13 protein-coding genes (1 of these 13 cut by a window edge) are annotated in these 13,209 nt (G+C 62.0%); 3 read left to right on the forward strand and 10 right to left on the reverse strand.

Annotated features, from left to right (window positions below; translation table 11 throughout):
• Positions 1–447, reverse strand: the 5' end (the start) of a protein-coding gene (locus BFP96_RS07050) for a non-ribosomal peptide synthetase (RefSeq protein ID WP_065935907.1). 12,492 nt of this gene lie to the left of the window's left edge; 447 of the gene's 12,939 nt are visible here — the first part of the coding sequence; the start codon lies at positions 445–447; its stop codon lies beyond the left edge, outside the window.
• A 599-nt stretch (positions 448–1,046) separates the two neighbouring features.
• On the opposite strand from BFP96_RS07050, the gene BFP96_RS07055 reads away from it, so the two are divergent.
• Positions 1,047–1,298: a DUF6124 family protein gene (locus BFP96_RS07055; RefSeq protein ID WP_065935908.1), complete on the forward strand. Its 252-nt coding sequence runs from the start codon at positions 1,047–1,049 to the stop codon at positions 1,296–1,298.
• Between the two features lie 355 nt (positions 1,299–1,653).
• On the opposite strand, the gene aqpZ is transcribed toward BFP96_RS07055, so the two are convergent.
• The 3 genes from aqpZ to BFP96_RS07070 form a co-directional block, all read right to left on the reverse strand.
• The gene (aqpZ, locus tag BFP96_RS07060) at positions 1,654–2,358 is read right to left on the reverse strand and encodes an aquaporin Z (RefSeq protein ID WP_065892968.1); all 705 of its coding nucleotides are present in this window, start codon (positions 2,356–2,358) and stop codon (positions 1,654–1,656) included.
• Between the two features lie 622 nt (positions 2,359–2,980).
• The gene (locus BFP96_RS07065; protein ID WP_065892836.1) at positions 2,981–4,165 is read right to left on the reverse strand and encodes a sugar transporter; all 1,185 of its coding nucleotides are present in this window, start codon (positions 4,163–4,165) and stop codon (positions 2,981–2,983) included.
• Between the two features lie 172 nt (positions 4,166–4,337).
• The gene (locus tag BFP96_RS07070; protein WP_065885021.1) at positions 4,338–5,336 is read right to left on the reverse strand and encodes a bile acid:sodium symporter family protein; all 999 of its coding nucleotides are present in this window, start codon (positions 5,334–5,336) and stop codon (positions 4,338–4,340) included.
• 84 nt (positions 5,337–5,420) lie between these two features.
• Here BFP96_RS07070 and BFP96_RS07075 point away from each other — a divergent pair, with 84 nt between their 5' ends.
• Both BFP96_RS07075 and BFP96_RS07080 read left to right on the forward strand, forming a co-directional pair.
• Positions 5,421–6,209, forward strand: a complete 789-nt coding sequence (locus BFP96_RS07075; protein ID WP_065892835.1) for an AraC family transcriptional regulator — start codon at positions 5,421–5,423, stop codon at positions 6,207–6,209.
• A gap of 97 nt (positions 6,210–6,306) precedes the next feature.
• On the forward strand, positions 6,307–6,738 hold the full coding sequence (locus BFP96_RS07080) for a hypothetical protein (protein ID WP_065892834.1): 432 nt from the start codon (positions 6,307–6,309) through the stop codon (positions 6,736–6,738).
• Between the two features lie 120 nt (positions 6,739–6,858).
• On the opposite strand, the gene BFP96_RS07085 is transcribed toward BFP96_RS07080, so the two are convergent.
• The 6 genes from BFP96_RS07085 to BFP96_RS07110 all read right to left on the reverse strand — a co-directional run bounded on the left by BFP96_RS07085 (position 6,859) and on the right by BFP96_RS07110 (position 13,101).
• A complete protein-coding gene (locus BFP96_RS07085) occupies positions 6,859–8,103 on the reverse strand; it encodes a zinc-dependent alcohol dehydrogenase (protein ID WP_065895961.1) in 1,245 nt (414 codons plus the stop codon).
• 93 nt (positions 8,104–8,196) lie between these two features.
• A complete protein-coding gene (locus BFP96_RS07090; protein WP_065935909.1) occupies positions 8,197–9,141 on the reverse strand; it encodes a methyltransferase in 945 nt (314 codons plus the stop codon).
• A gap of 12 nt (positions 9,142–9,153) precedes the next feature.
• Positions 9,154–10,533 (reverse strand): iron-containing redox enzyme family protein, encoded by a 1,380-nt coding sequence (locus BFP96_RS07095; protein WP_065935910.1) that lies wholly within the window; start codon positions 10,531–10,533, stop codon positions 9,154–9,156.
• Positions 10,534–10,731: 198 nt separating this feature from the next.
• Positions 10,732–11,007, reverse strand: coding sequence for a type II toxin-antitoxin system RelE/ParE family toxin (locus BFP96_RS07100; protein WP_065892830.1), 276 nt, complete (start codon positions 11,005–11,007; stop codon positions 10,732–10,734).
• Entirely contained in the window at positions 11,007–11,201 is a 195-nt protein-coding gene (locus BFP96_RS07105; protein WP_065892829.1) for a type II toxin-antitoxin system RelB family antitoxin, read from the reverse strand. Before BFP96_RS07105 ends, BFP96_RS07100 begins: the two co-directional genes overlap by 1 nt.
• 157 nt (positions 11,202–11,358) lie before the next feature.
• Complete coding sequence (locus BFP96_RS07110; RefSeq protein WP_065885013.1) at positions 11,359–13,101, reverse strand: ABC transporter substrate-binding protein; 1,743 nt, start codon at positions 13,099–13,101, stop codon at positions 11,359–11,361.
• Positions 13,102–13,209 lie beyond the last annotated feature (108 nt).

A 13,209-nucleotide genomic window follows, 5' to 3' on the forward strand; every position in this document is an offset into this window, starting at 1 on the left:
GTGGCGATCAATCACCCATTGCAACGCCTGGGCGAAGCTGTGCAGACGCGCGCGGCTGTCGAACACGAACTGCGCGTGCAGCACGTAGGGGTCGCCCTGCTGTGCACGAAGATGGTGGTAGAGCATGCCTTCCTGAAGCGGCGCCAGGGGGTAGATATCCTGCACATTCGCCGCCCCGCCGGGGATCGCCGCGACGATGCGGTCGATGGCCGGCTGGTCGAGCGTGACCAGGGGCAGCATGTCCGGGGTGATGCCATAAGCCGGGCTCGACCAGTCGCCGCCATGCGCCGCGACCCACTCAAGCAGTTGGGGTTTATGCGCGATCAGTTGGTCCCACAGCGCGTCATCCAGCGCGTCGTCATCGCCCAGGACGATCAGGTCGCCCTCTTCCGTCTGCAGACGGATCGCATGGGTGGAAATCGCTGCCAGTAATTCGCTGAACTGCATGGGGAAACCCGCCTGATAAGTCACGGTTGAAAAGAATGTCCGTATTCCGTTGTGCCGCTTGAATCGGCTGCTCTGCGCCCTGAAAAAACAACGGGCGCAGCCGGGGGCCTGGAGAGGCTTCCGGCAGGCTTGGAAAATTAAGGGATTTGCGGGGCGGGGGGTGACATGGGAAGCGGGGACAAGGGAAATGGGGAATGGTTCCGGGTTGGTTGAGGGCCAATACTGATCCGGTGGTGTGAGAGCCACTTTTGATCGTCGTTTCCCACACCTGCATCGCCTGCTCGACATGCATTGTTAAAGGCCAGCAAGCCATATCCCTTTAATTTGCAGGACGTTTCCTAGACAATCCTTCGGCCTTGCGCCTGCTCAATTCACTGGCTAGCCTTCGCTTCGTCGCTGCATATCAGCGATCGGGTGTGGAAACCCGGGAATGAGTAGGCGTCATGATCGTATGCAAACGCTCAATGGCGGCTGTACGCGGGCAGACTTCGGTCTGACTGGGTCCTACTCCCCGGTTTCCACCCCGCGTATGGCTGCCACCCAATCTGCCGTGTGGAAACGGCACCGGATGGCGCCCCAACCGAGTAGGAGCTATATCCATGAGCAAAATCGTCCCCGATCCACCCTATCCTGTTTTTGTTGCCCACGAAGACCTGAGCTTCGAAGACGCCATCGCCAACATTTCCTCGCTGCTACGCTGCGCCGCCACCACGGCCACCGAAACCGCCGAAGGCCTCAAAGGCACCCGGCGCGACATGGCCTGTTCGACCGCGCACTTGATCGACATGGCCCGCACCCTCGCCGACCGCGCACTGGATTGCCTGCAAACCGGCCCAGCCAGCAACCCATAACCCATGTGGGAGGGGGCTTGCCCCCGATGCGGTGGGCCAGCCAATTAATCCGTATCTGACCCACCGTCATCGGGGGCAAGCCCCCTCCCACAGTTGGCCTGTGTCGCCTGTCTGAATGCATCGATGACTGCACTGGCTGCGCTGTGATGCCCCCACTCGCCACCGTTACCGATACAACTTCGGCGTTGCACGGGCCTGTGGCGAGGGAGCTTGCCTTGCACTGTAGGAGCGAGCTTGCTCGCGAAAAACGTCAACGATAACACGTGCATCCTGGATGAACGCGGTGTCTGTGAGTTCTTCGCGAGCAAGCTCGCTCCTACAGTGGAGAGCAACCCACTCGCCACCGTATAAGGCATCAAGCCGGCTTTTGCTCGCCCAATGTGCGAGCTGCCAACGCCCCCAAAACCCCGCCAACAATCGGCGCCAGCCAGAACACCCAGAGCTGCGAAAGGTACTCACCTGCGGCAAATAATGCTGGCCCGGTGCTGCGTGCCGGGTTGACCGACGTATTGGTCACCGGGATCAGCACCAAGTGAATCAAGGTCAGCGCCAGGCCAACGGCAATTGGCGCAAAGCCCGGAGCAGCCCCCGGTGCAGTCACACGCATAATGATGAATACGAAGAAGAACGTGGCGATCAGTTCAGCCAACAGTGCGGCCTTCAGGTCAAAGAGGCCTGGGCTCAGGGGGCCGTAACCGTTGGCGGCAAAACCACCCACAGTGAAACCAGGCTGCCCGTTGGCAATCAGGTACAGCGCCGCCGCGGCAGCAATCGCCCCAGCAACCTGCGCCGAGATGTACGGCAGCACATCACCGGCAGCGATCCGCCGCCCTGCCCATAGGCCAATAGTCACCGCCGGGTTGAAGTGCCCACCGGAGACACCCCCGACCGCGTAGGCCATGGTCAGTACAGTGAGACCAAACGCCAGCGCAACACCCACGAAACCAATGCCCAACCCAGGAAAGGCCGCCGCCAGAATGGCGCTGCCACAGCCGCCGAACGTCAGCCAGAAAGTACCGATAAACTCGGCGATCAAACGCTTTTGCACAATCGACTCCATTGCTGTTCATGCCGTCACCACGGGAGGTGGGCGGTCCCGCGAGACGGTAGCAATGGGCATTGATGGCTCCTGTAGGAATTGTCCGGTTTTAGTCAGGCGCCGGATCAGCGATGTCCGGTGTCTGGGCAAACTATCCAAATCTGTAGCACCGGTGGATACGCTGTTGGTTTTGTGTGGGAGGGGCTTGCCCGACTAGGGAGAGTCAGCAAGTGCATCAGTGACTGACACACCGCCATCGGGGGCAAGCCCCCTCCCACATTTGGATCGGGGTCGACACAAAATACCGGTCGGCTCTAAGGCCGCCGCGCTTTTGCTTTTGATCTGGGCGCCCCGTTAAACCACGCTGGCACAGCGAGCCCAGGCGAGGTGCCGAGTGGTGGGGCAAGAGCGTTTTGCTTACTTTTGCGCTTTTCAAAAGTGAGCCGCTGTAAAAGCGGAACCCTAAGCAGCCATCACCGCAGAAACGGATATGTACTCGGTCCAATCCAACATCCTGGTCGGCCCAGAGGCCGCCATCGGGGGCAAGCCCCCCTCCCACAAGGGATCTTCGCCAACTGATCGGCATCAGGACAAGCCCCCTCCCACATTTGGACCCAGGTGTATCAGATGGATAACCGTCGATTCAGCCCTGCACCACCCCCGTCCCAAACCGCCGAATCGCCAGGCAATACCCCACCAGTGCCAGCCCCGCCAGCAACCCGCCCGCCGCGCCGATCCAGGCGAAGCCGAAGTGGCTGCCGACCCAACTGCCCATCAACGCACCGCCGCCGATGCCGATGTTGTAGATGCCGGAAAACATCGCCATGGCCACGTCGGTGGCGTCGGGTGCCAGCACCAGCACTTTGGACTGCATCGCCAGGCCGAAGCCCATGATCGCCATGCCCCAGAACACACTCAGGCCCACCAGATAGGACTCGGCGCCGCTCAACGGCAACATCAGTGCCAGGCAGGCCGCAAGCAGGAACACGCTGCTGACCACGAAGACGTGCGGGTTGAAGCGATGCACCAGGCTGAACAGCAGCGAGCCGATGATGCCGGCACCGCCGAACACCAGCAGGATCAGGGTGACCGCACTGCCACCCAGGCCGGCAACGCCTTCGACGAAGGGTTCGATGTAGCTGTAGGCGGTGAACTGGGCGGTGACGGTCATCGCGGTGAGCACGTAGAGCGCCACCAGTGCCGGGCGCTTGAACAGCAGCGGCAGGCTGCGCAGGGAGCCGGAGTTCTGGCTCGGCAACGGCGGCAAGGTGCGCCACAGCCAGAACACCAGCGCGGCGGCGAACGCGGCAATCACCAGGAAGGTGGTGCGCCAGCCCATGGCCTCGCCCAGCAGGCGGCCCAGGGGAATACCGAGCACCATCGCCAGGGACGTACCGGTGGCGAGCAGGCCCAGGGCCTGCACTTGCTTGCCCTGGGGTGCCAGGCGCACCGCCAGGGAGGCGGTGATCGACCAGAACAGCGCATGGGCCAGGGCGATGCCGATCCGGCTGACCATCAACAGGCCGAAACTGGTGGCCACGCTGGACAGGATATGACTGACGATAAACAGGCCGAACAGCACGATAAGCAATTTGCGCCGTTCGACGTTACGCGTGAGCAGCATCACCGGCAGCGACGTCAGCGACACGATCCACGCATAGATAGTAAGCATCAGGCCGACGCTGGCCACGGGCATGTCAAAGCTGGCGCCGATGGCGCTGAGCAGGCCGACCGGCACGAATTCGGTGGTATTGAACACGAAGGCGGCCAACGCCAGGGCGATGACCGGTTGCCAATTGGCTTGGGGGGTTGCGGCTGAAAGGCTCATTGCGGGGCGAGGTACTCTGGCAGTGATCAAACGGCCGCGCAGGACACGCGGGGCCGTTGAGCATTCTATAGGTTTCTCGCGGCGCTGTTGGCCCTGATCCTGCCCGGTTATCGCATGACGGGTCAGCGCGGCTGCCTGAACGCCGGGTTGAATCGGCCTGATCAGCCCCGGCTCACGGATCCACCTGCGTCATCAACTCGGGAATGCTTTCCGGGCGCCTGGCATAGCGCTGGGCCAAGGCCGCGCACACCATCAACTGGATCTGATGAAACAGCATCAGCGGCAGGATCAGCACACCCATGCTCGCCCCGGCGAACAACACCTGGGCCATCGGCACGCCGGTGGCCAGGCTTTTCTTCGAGCCGCAGAACAGGATGGTGATGCGGTCTTCCTGGCTGAAGCCGAACGCCTTGCCCAGCAGCGCGGAGGCCACCAGCACCAGCGCCAGCAACACGCAGCACGCCAGCACCAGGCCGCCCAGCTCCCACAGCGGAATCTGGTGCCAGATGCCTTCGTTGACCGCCTCACTGAAAGCGCCGTAGACCACCAGCAGGATCGAGCCCTGGTCGACGAACTTGAGCCAGGACTTGTTGCGGCCAACCCAGTCACCGATCCAGCGCCGGGCGATCTGGCCGGCGACGAACGGCAGCAGTAACTGCACGCTGATCTTCAGGATCGCGTCGACGGTGGAGCCGCCATCACCGTGCACATTGAGCAGCAGGGTCACCAGCAAGGGCGTGAGAAAGATGCCGAACAGGCTCGAGGCCGCCGCGCTGCAGATGGCCGCCGGAATATTGCCGCGCGCCAGGGAGGTGAAGGCAATCGCCGATTGCACGGTGGCCGGCAGCGCGCAGAGGTAGAGCATGCCCATATACAGGTCGTTGCCGATCAGCGGCGACAGCAGCGGCTTGAGCGCCAGGCCCAGCAGCGGGAACAGCACGAAAGTCAGGCTGAACACCAGCAGATGCAAACGCCAGTGCCCCGCCCCGGCGACGATGGCCTGGCGCGACAGTTTGGCGCCGTGCAGGAAAAACAGCAGCGCGATAGCAAGGTTGGTGACCCAGCCGAAGGCCACGGCGGTCTGGCCGCTGGCCGGCAGCAGGGAGGCGAGGATCACCGTGGCGATCAGGGCCAGGGTGAAGTTATCGGGCAGGAAACGCGGACGGGTCATAAGCAAATCTTCCAGGGGTTGCCAAGCGCATGGGGCGACTCTAACGTAACGTCCTATTACCGACTAACGCCAATGAGCCAGTAAATGCCGCCTAAAGGACAGCACAAAACCGTCCGACGCACGATTCCCGGGCTGTCCAGCCTGCCGCGAGCGGTGTATGGGCGCACCGAATCGTTGCCTGATCGTGCGCTGACGCGGCGGCACAGCCATCCGTGGGTGCAGTTGTCCTACGCCATTTCCGGGGTGCTGGAGATCCAGACCAGTGCCGGCCGCTTCGTCGCACCGCCCCAGCGTGCGGTGTGGATTCCGGCGGGCATGCCGCACCGCGTCTACAGCGCGCCCCACACCGAGATGCGCAGCCTGTACCTGGATTGCAGCGTCACGGCGTGGGCGGCCGGGCACTGTCACGTGCTGGAGGTGAGCAGCCTGTTGCGCGAGTTGATCCGCAGCTTCAGCGAACGGCCGGCGGACTATGCCGAAGATGGCCCCGATGGCCGCCTGGCCCAGGTGATACTCGACCAACTCGCCGCCGCGCCCCAGGTGGACTTGATGCTACCCCTGCCCCATGACGCCCGCTTGCGGCAGATCTACCGCAGCCTGCACCTGCATCCGGAGCAGCAGACCACCCTGGGGGATTGGAGCCGCAAGCTGGGGATCAGCGAAAAAACCCTCAGCCGCTTGTTTCTGAGTGACACCGGGCTGACCTTCCGCGCGTGGCGCCAGCGCCTGCGCCTGCTGAGCGCCCTGCCCGCCCTGGAGCAAGGCGAGCGGGTAACGGACGTGGCGCTGGGCTGTGGTTATGAATCGACGTCGGCGTTCATCAACGCGTTTCGCCAGCAATTCGACGCCACGCCGGGGGAGTTTTTCCGTTGAGGATTGGCCCGCCCACTGCAAAAAATCCCCAAACGCGCGCTCGGCTGGTATTGTGCCGCGCTTTGGAACACCGCTACCGACTTGCGAGGAATGGACGTTGAACACTGACGAAAAAATGACCGGGGACCTGTTCGAGGTCGATAAGCGCCTGTCACTCAAACCCGTGGTGGACTTCAACGCCTACCTGCGCGACGCGTTTGGCGACGGCCCCTGCACCTGCATACGCTGCACCGCCAGCGGTGGCGATGAAACCGGCTACGGCTTCCAGCACACGTTCAACTTCGACGGCAAGCCGATGCACCGTCGCTTTGCTTCGACAGCGGGCAGTGATGTGCTGATGGTGCTGAAAAAGGCCTGGTTGTCGTACACCAAGGCCGAGCTGCCGCTCAGTGGTGTGTTGGCGCTGGAGACGGTAAAGGAGTTTGTCGAGCCGCAGTTGCACAAGCGCGTGGCGCCACTGCTGTTGGCCAGTGGGTTGGTCAAGGATGTGGACGGCCAATTGCACATTCAGCCACAAGCATCGAATTGAACGCACTTCAAATGTGGGAGGGGGCTTGCCCCCGATGGCGGTGGGCCAGCTAAGCATTGCTTGCCTGACACACTGCTATCGGGGGCAAGCCCCCTCCCACATTGGTTTTGTATTAGCAGATTAAAAGCCGGGGACGCCTTGCATGCGGAGCTCGGGAGACAGTTCTTCCAGCGGCTCGGTCAGCGGCCGTTCGCTCATCCCCGGCAGCAGAATCACCTTGCGGCATTCCTCCTCGGCTTTATCAAACAGTTCATAGCCCCGCGCGGCCTGTTCCAGAGACAGTCGATGGGTAACGATTGCCTCGGGATTCAAATGCCCGAGTTCAATGTGCTCAAGTAATTCCGGCAAGTAGCGCTGCACGTGGGTCTGGCCCATCTTGAAGGTCAGGCCCTTGTCGAACGCATCGCCAAACATGAAGCCATGGATAAAGCCGGCATACACCCCGGCCACGCTGACCACCCCGCCACGGCGCACGGCCGCGATGCACTGGCGCAGGGCCTTGCCGCTGCTGCCTTCGATCTTCAAGGTGGTGAGGATGGTTTCGGTGGTGCTGCCCTTGGCTTCAAAACCCACCGCATCCACCACGCCGTCGACGCCGCGCATGCCGGCGGTCTGGCGGATGATGGTGTCGGCCGGGTCGTCGTCCTCTTCAAAGTTGATCGGGATCACGCCATACATCTTTTGTGCGTAGGCCAGGCGATAGGGATGATCGTCGACCATGAAAATTTGCTCTGCACCGAGCATCTGCGCGCACGCCGCGCTGAGCAGACCCACGGGGCCGGCGCCATAGATCGCCACGCTTGCGCCTTTGCCGATACCGGCATTGGTCACCGCCTGCCAGGCCGTGGGCAGGATGTCGGAGAGAAACAACACCTTTTCATCCGCCAGCAACCCAGGCACCTTGAACGGCCCGGCATTGGCCTTGGGCACCCGCACCAGCTCCGCTTGGCCACCGGGGATGCCGCCGTACAGGCGGCTGTAGCCGAACAACGCGGCACCCGATGGGATCGCCTTTTTATTCAGGATTGCGCCACGCCCGTCGTTGGTGGTTTCGCAGGCGGCGTACTGCTGCAACTGACAGAAAAAACAGTCGCCACAGGCGATCACGAAGGGGATCACCACGCGGTCACCGCGCTGCACCGCCGTAACCGCCGGGCCGGTTTCCTCGACGATGCCCATGAACTCATGCCCGAAGATATCGCCATGCTCCACCGTGGGGATCTTGCCCCGGTACAGGTGCAGGTCCGAGCCGCAGATCGCGGTGGCGGTGACGCGCAAGATGATGTCGTCGGGTTGCTCAATGATCGGGTCAGGGACGGTATCGACCTGGACTTTATGGGCGCCTTGGTAGGTCATCGCGCGCATGGGCTGCACTCCTGTGATAGGGACTTACTAGTTAAGGGCACGCCCCGCGCCGGGTGTTCCATCACCGTGTGGCGGTAAGCGATAAATGGTCGTTCAGCGCAGGCGCGTGACCGTGAGCGCCACCACGGCGATCCGCTCGACGCGCTCATACCCTGGCTTGTCGAGTTCTTCGCCGAAGACGTCCGGGTCCAGCTCACGGTAGGTCCAACCATAGGCATCGCTGGCCAGCAACGGCTTGACCGCGTCCAGGAACGGATCGCCGCCGGCCACCATCGCCACGCCGGTATACAGCAGCAGGCTACCGCCAACGGCCAGGCGCCCGAGGGATTCGCCGGCGATGCGCACCGACAACTGCTCGCCCAACGCACCACCGCCATGGCGATAGGCGCGCTGGCGGTCGTCATTCATGTACGGCGGGTTGGCGACGATCAGGTCGAATTCGCCTTCGACGCTGGTCAGCACGTCACTCTGGTAGACACTTACATTCGCGAGGCCGGCCAGCTCGGCATTCACCGCAGTCAGGCGCAGGGCGCGCGGGTTGATGTCCACCGCGAGCACCTCGGCGTCGTGCCGCGCATGGGCGACGACCAGCGCACCGACCCCCGCCCCGCAGCCAATGTCCACCGCGCGCTTGAGCGGCTCGAAGCGCTGCTGCAAATGGGCTTCGATTACCTGGGCGAATCGATAGCTGTCAGGGCCGAAAAACACTGCGTCCGCCGCGACCGTGGGATAAGGCGAATGGGCAAACAACAGGTCACCCAGGCTCGACCAGCGCACGCTGCTGCGCCACAGCGCGTCGTGTTTTTCAATCACTCCGGCCTGCTGCAGCTCTTCACGAAAGGCCTCGGGCAGCAGGTCGTTGTCGAACGGCATGGACCAGCCGAACACATCGCGCAGGTTCATCGCCAGCGGGGTCGACAAGCGCCGGAACACGCGCTCGTGGGTCAGTGGTGTCGGGGTGATAAAACGGTAACCGCTCTCCTTCAAGCCTCGGCCAAGGTTGAGCAGGGCACGATCAGCCAGTTGTTGTGCAGACATGGACAGATTTCCTTAGCGCAGACGCGCGCGCAGTTGGATAAAACGGCGGGTGGCATACAACCCGGCAGGGCTGCAGTGGCGCCTCGCCGACATCCACGGGATCAGCGCGCCCAGTTGCTGCTCATCGGGCAGGCTCCACAGTGATTCGACGAGGGCCTGGGTATCCGGATCAGCCGGGCGGTGCTGTTCGCGGCTGAAACGGCTGCCGCGCCCCGGTCGTACCGGGGCCACACGCTGGGTGCCGATCCAGTCACCGGCGATCCAGTCATGCAGCACCTGTTTTTCATAGCCGCTGAACACCCCGAACATCGCCGCGCCCGCGCCTTCGATCAACTGCCAGAAACGGCTTTCGGCGGGGTCCTGGTTGCGTTTGATCCAACCCTTTTCCTCCATCGCCCTGAGGAATTCCCCCATCTGCCCGGGCTTGGCCAGCCACTGATTGACGGTCTTGCCTTCGAAGCGGCAGTAGTCCGAATGCATATGCTGGCCAAAGCTGCGCTTGCGTTCGAGCATGGCCATCACTTCATCCTGCAGATCAAAACCCTCGATGACCACAGTAGTGCCTGGGCCAAGGTCATTGAGGCGATAGCCGGCGGCGACACGACGGTAGAAGTCTTCCCTGCCCTCACCCAGCGGCAGCAGGCTGAGTACCGACTGCGCGGCTTTGCTGGCGTGGCCGCTGCTGGCGTTGTCGATGGTCACGTGAAGGGTGAAGTAATAGGGATCGATGCCCAGCTCGCTCAGTTCGTAGGCAGTGATCAGCAGGTGCAGCGGCAACTGCTCATAGCCCAGGTTGTAGCCGATGATTTCCGGCAGGAACTCTTCGGCGCACAGGCCCAGGGCCAGTTGTAACGCGCCTTGCAGATAGTGGCCGTCCTCGAGCCCCGCCTCGCTGTCGGCATCATGCTCGCTGAGCAGCTTGCGATAGATCACCACATGGTTCTGTGCGGCTTCGCCGTCGCCCAACTCTTCAAGGTAAGTGGTCAGCAGGCCGTCGAAGCGCTGATCCTGCCAATAGCGCAGCAGGCCGTAGAGCCACGCACCGTCGACCTGTTTGGTCGGGGCCACGCGTTGCAGCACATACAGCGCGTGCGCCTTGCTGTGGAAGTAGCGGCGCGGCCGGCCTTGCTGGCGTTGCTCCAGGTACTCGGCGTAGGCCTGGGCCACGGCGGCGCAGCGCTGTTCCACCCAGGCCGGCAACTGCTCGGGCACCTCCGGCAGGTCGCTGACGGTCGCTTCCACCTGCGCCAATTGATCCTGCAGGTAGTCACGCGCCACTTGCGTGGCATCCGCAGATTCACCATACAGCTGTTGGTAGACCCGTTGATGGCGGCCCTGGGCCGAGTCCGTGACAGAGGCCGGTTGGCCCGACAGCGCTGTGAGGAGTGTCATGGTGGCAGTTTCCGCAAAGTCCGTTACAACGGGCCAGCCTGCAAGGCGGCCCCGCAAAAGCGCTTGAACCACGCGCCTATAAAATGCAGAGCCTTGGGAGGTGCGGAAAATTCAAATGAGGTTGTTGAAGGGGGGATAAGCGGTCGTGATGCCTGGGTTAGTGGCTTTTCCTACCGATAAGATTTGAGGCGCAGAAAATCAGGGATACTCTTCCCGGGCGTGCAATACGCTGACGATCTCAATGCGCTCTGCGGTGACTCGGTAAACCAGCACGTAATTAGGGTGAACGACGATCTCGCGAGTCCCTGGAACTCGACCGTTCGGATACAAGTACGGATGTTCCGTCAGCGGTAACGGCGCACCTTCAAGGCGGGTTTTGAGGCGTCGGGCGGCGCCAGGGTTGTGTGCTGCGATAAAGGTCACGATATCAATCAGGTCGCTGATGGCTTCATCAAGCCAAACAACGGACAGCATCAGGCATTCGCCCTCTGTTTACGCTCCGCTTCCTGAATGATCGCTTCAACCCTCGCCATGACCTCATCATGCGCGACACCAGGGCCGGGACTGCTCAGGCTTTTTTCGACCTTTTTACGAAACCAGCGATCATGGCTACTCGCCTGTTCTTCGGTTTCAAACTCCGAAACAATTGGGGAAAGTGGAACACCCATCAGATGACCTCCTGTATGAATGCTCAGCAGTCTAGTCGCAACCCGGCATGCTGTCTCGGACCACCAGATGAAATGCAGGCCAGCTTATCCGAGCGGTGAAAATGAGGGAGGGGGCAAGCCCCCTCCCACATTTTTTACATCCTGGGTTGCTGCGTTGTTATTTACGCGCCGCCTCCCACTGTTTGAGCAGGTCGTTGTAGTTCACGGTCTCGCCTTTGGGCTTCTCGTTGGCCAGTTTCGGTTTTGGCGCGCCCGGCTGGTCGAACCAGTATTGCGCGTCACGCTCGGGGTTCATTTTCGGGCCGCACACCGGTTGCACCTTGGAGCGTTCCAGGCGCGTCATGATCGCGTCCTGCTCCTTGGCCAGGTTGTCCAGCGCCTGTTGCGGGGTTTTCTCGCCGCTGGCGGCGGCGGCGATGTTGCTCCACCACAGTTGCGCCAGACGTGGATAGTCCGGCACGTTGGTGCCGGTCGGCGACCACTCGGTGCGCGCCGGGCTGCGGTAGAACTCCACCAGCCCGCCGAGTTTGGGGGCCATGTCGGTCATGGCCTGGGAGTTGATATCGGACTCACGAATCGGCGTGAGGCCGACGATGGTTTTCTTCAAGGACACGGTTTTGGAGGTGACGAACTGCGCGTAGAGCCAGGCCGCGAGTTTCTGTTTCTCCGGCGTGGACTTGAGGAAGGTCCAGGAACCCACGTCCTGATAGCCCTTCTTCATGCCCTTCTCCCAGTACGGCCCGACCGGCGACGGCGCCATGCGCCATTTCGGCGTACCGTCGGCGTTCACCACCGGCAGGCCCGGCTTGACCATGTCGGCAGTAAACGCGGTGTACCAGAAGATCTGCTGGGCGATGTTGCCCTGGGACGGCACCGGGCCGGATTCGGAGAAGGTCATGCCCGCCGCTTCCGGTGGCGCATAGGCCTTCATCCAGTCCACATATTTCTGCGTGGCGAACACCGCCGCCGGGCCGTTGGTGTCGCCCCCGCGAGTCACGCTGGAACCCACCGGGTGGCAGTCCTCCACGCGAATGCCCCACTCGTCGACCGGCAGGCCGTTAGGCAAACCCTTGTCGCCGCCACCGGCCATGGAGAACCAGGCATCGGTGAAACGCCAGCCCAGGGACGGGTCTTTCTTGCCGTAGTCCATGTGCCCATAGACGCGCTTGCCGTCGATCTCCTTGACGTCTTCGCTGAAGAATTTGGCGATGTCTTCATAGGCGGACCAATTCACCGGCACGCCGAGCTCGTAGCCGTATTTTTCCTTGAACTTGGCTTTCAGCTCCGGGCGTTCGAACCAGTCGGCGCGAAACCAGTAAAGATTGGCGAACTGCTGGTCGGGCAGCTGGTAGATCTTGCCGTCCGGCGCAGTGGTGAAAGACAGGCCAATGAAGTCCTTGAGGTCCAGGGTTGGCGAGGTAAAGTCCTTGCCTTCGTTGGCCATCAGGTCGGTGATGGATTCGGTCTTGCCGTAGCGAAAGTGCGTGCCGATCAGGTCCGAGTCGTTGACCCAGCCGTCATAGATATTCTTGTCCGATTGCATCTGGGTTTGCAGCTTCTCCACCACGTCGCCTTCCTGCAGCAGGTCGTGGGTCAGCTTGATCCCGGTGATTTCGCTGAAGGCCTTGGCCAGCACCTTGGATTCATATTCGTGGGTGGTGAGGGTTTCCGACACCACGTTGATCTTCATCCCACGGAAGGGTTCGGCGGCCTTGATAAACCACTTCAATTCCTCAAGCTGCTGGGCTTCGGTGAGCGTGGACGGTTTGAACTCGCTGCCGATCCATTTTTTCGCCGCATCTTCATACGCATCCGCCCAGGCCGAAGCGCTCAAACCACTGAGGGCCAGTACGGCGGCCAATGAAATGCTATGTCGCAGCTTATTGTTTTTATTCAACATAGAGACCTCCAGGTTAATTTCACACGGGACTCGCAGACACCCCTCTCTTGCAGGAGCGAGCTTGCTCGCGAAAAACTCACAAACACCGCGGGCTACCAGGAGCACTGC

Source organism: Pseudomonas sp. 34 E 7, from assembly GCF_900005715.1.
Classification (GTDB): Bacteria; Pseudomonadota; Gammaproteobacteria; order Pseudomonadales; family Pseudomonadaceae; genus Aquipseudomonas; species Aquipseudomonas orientalis_A.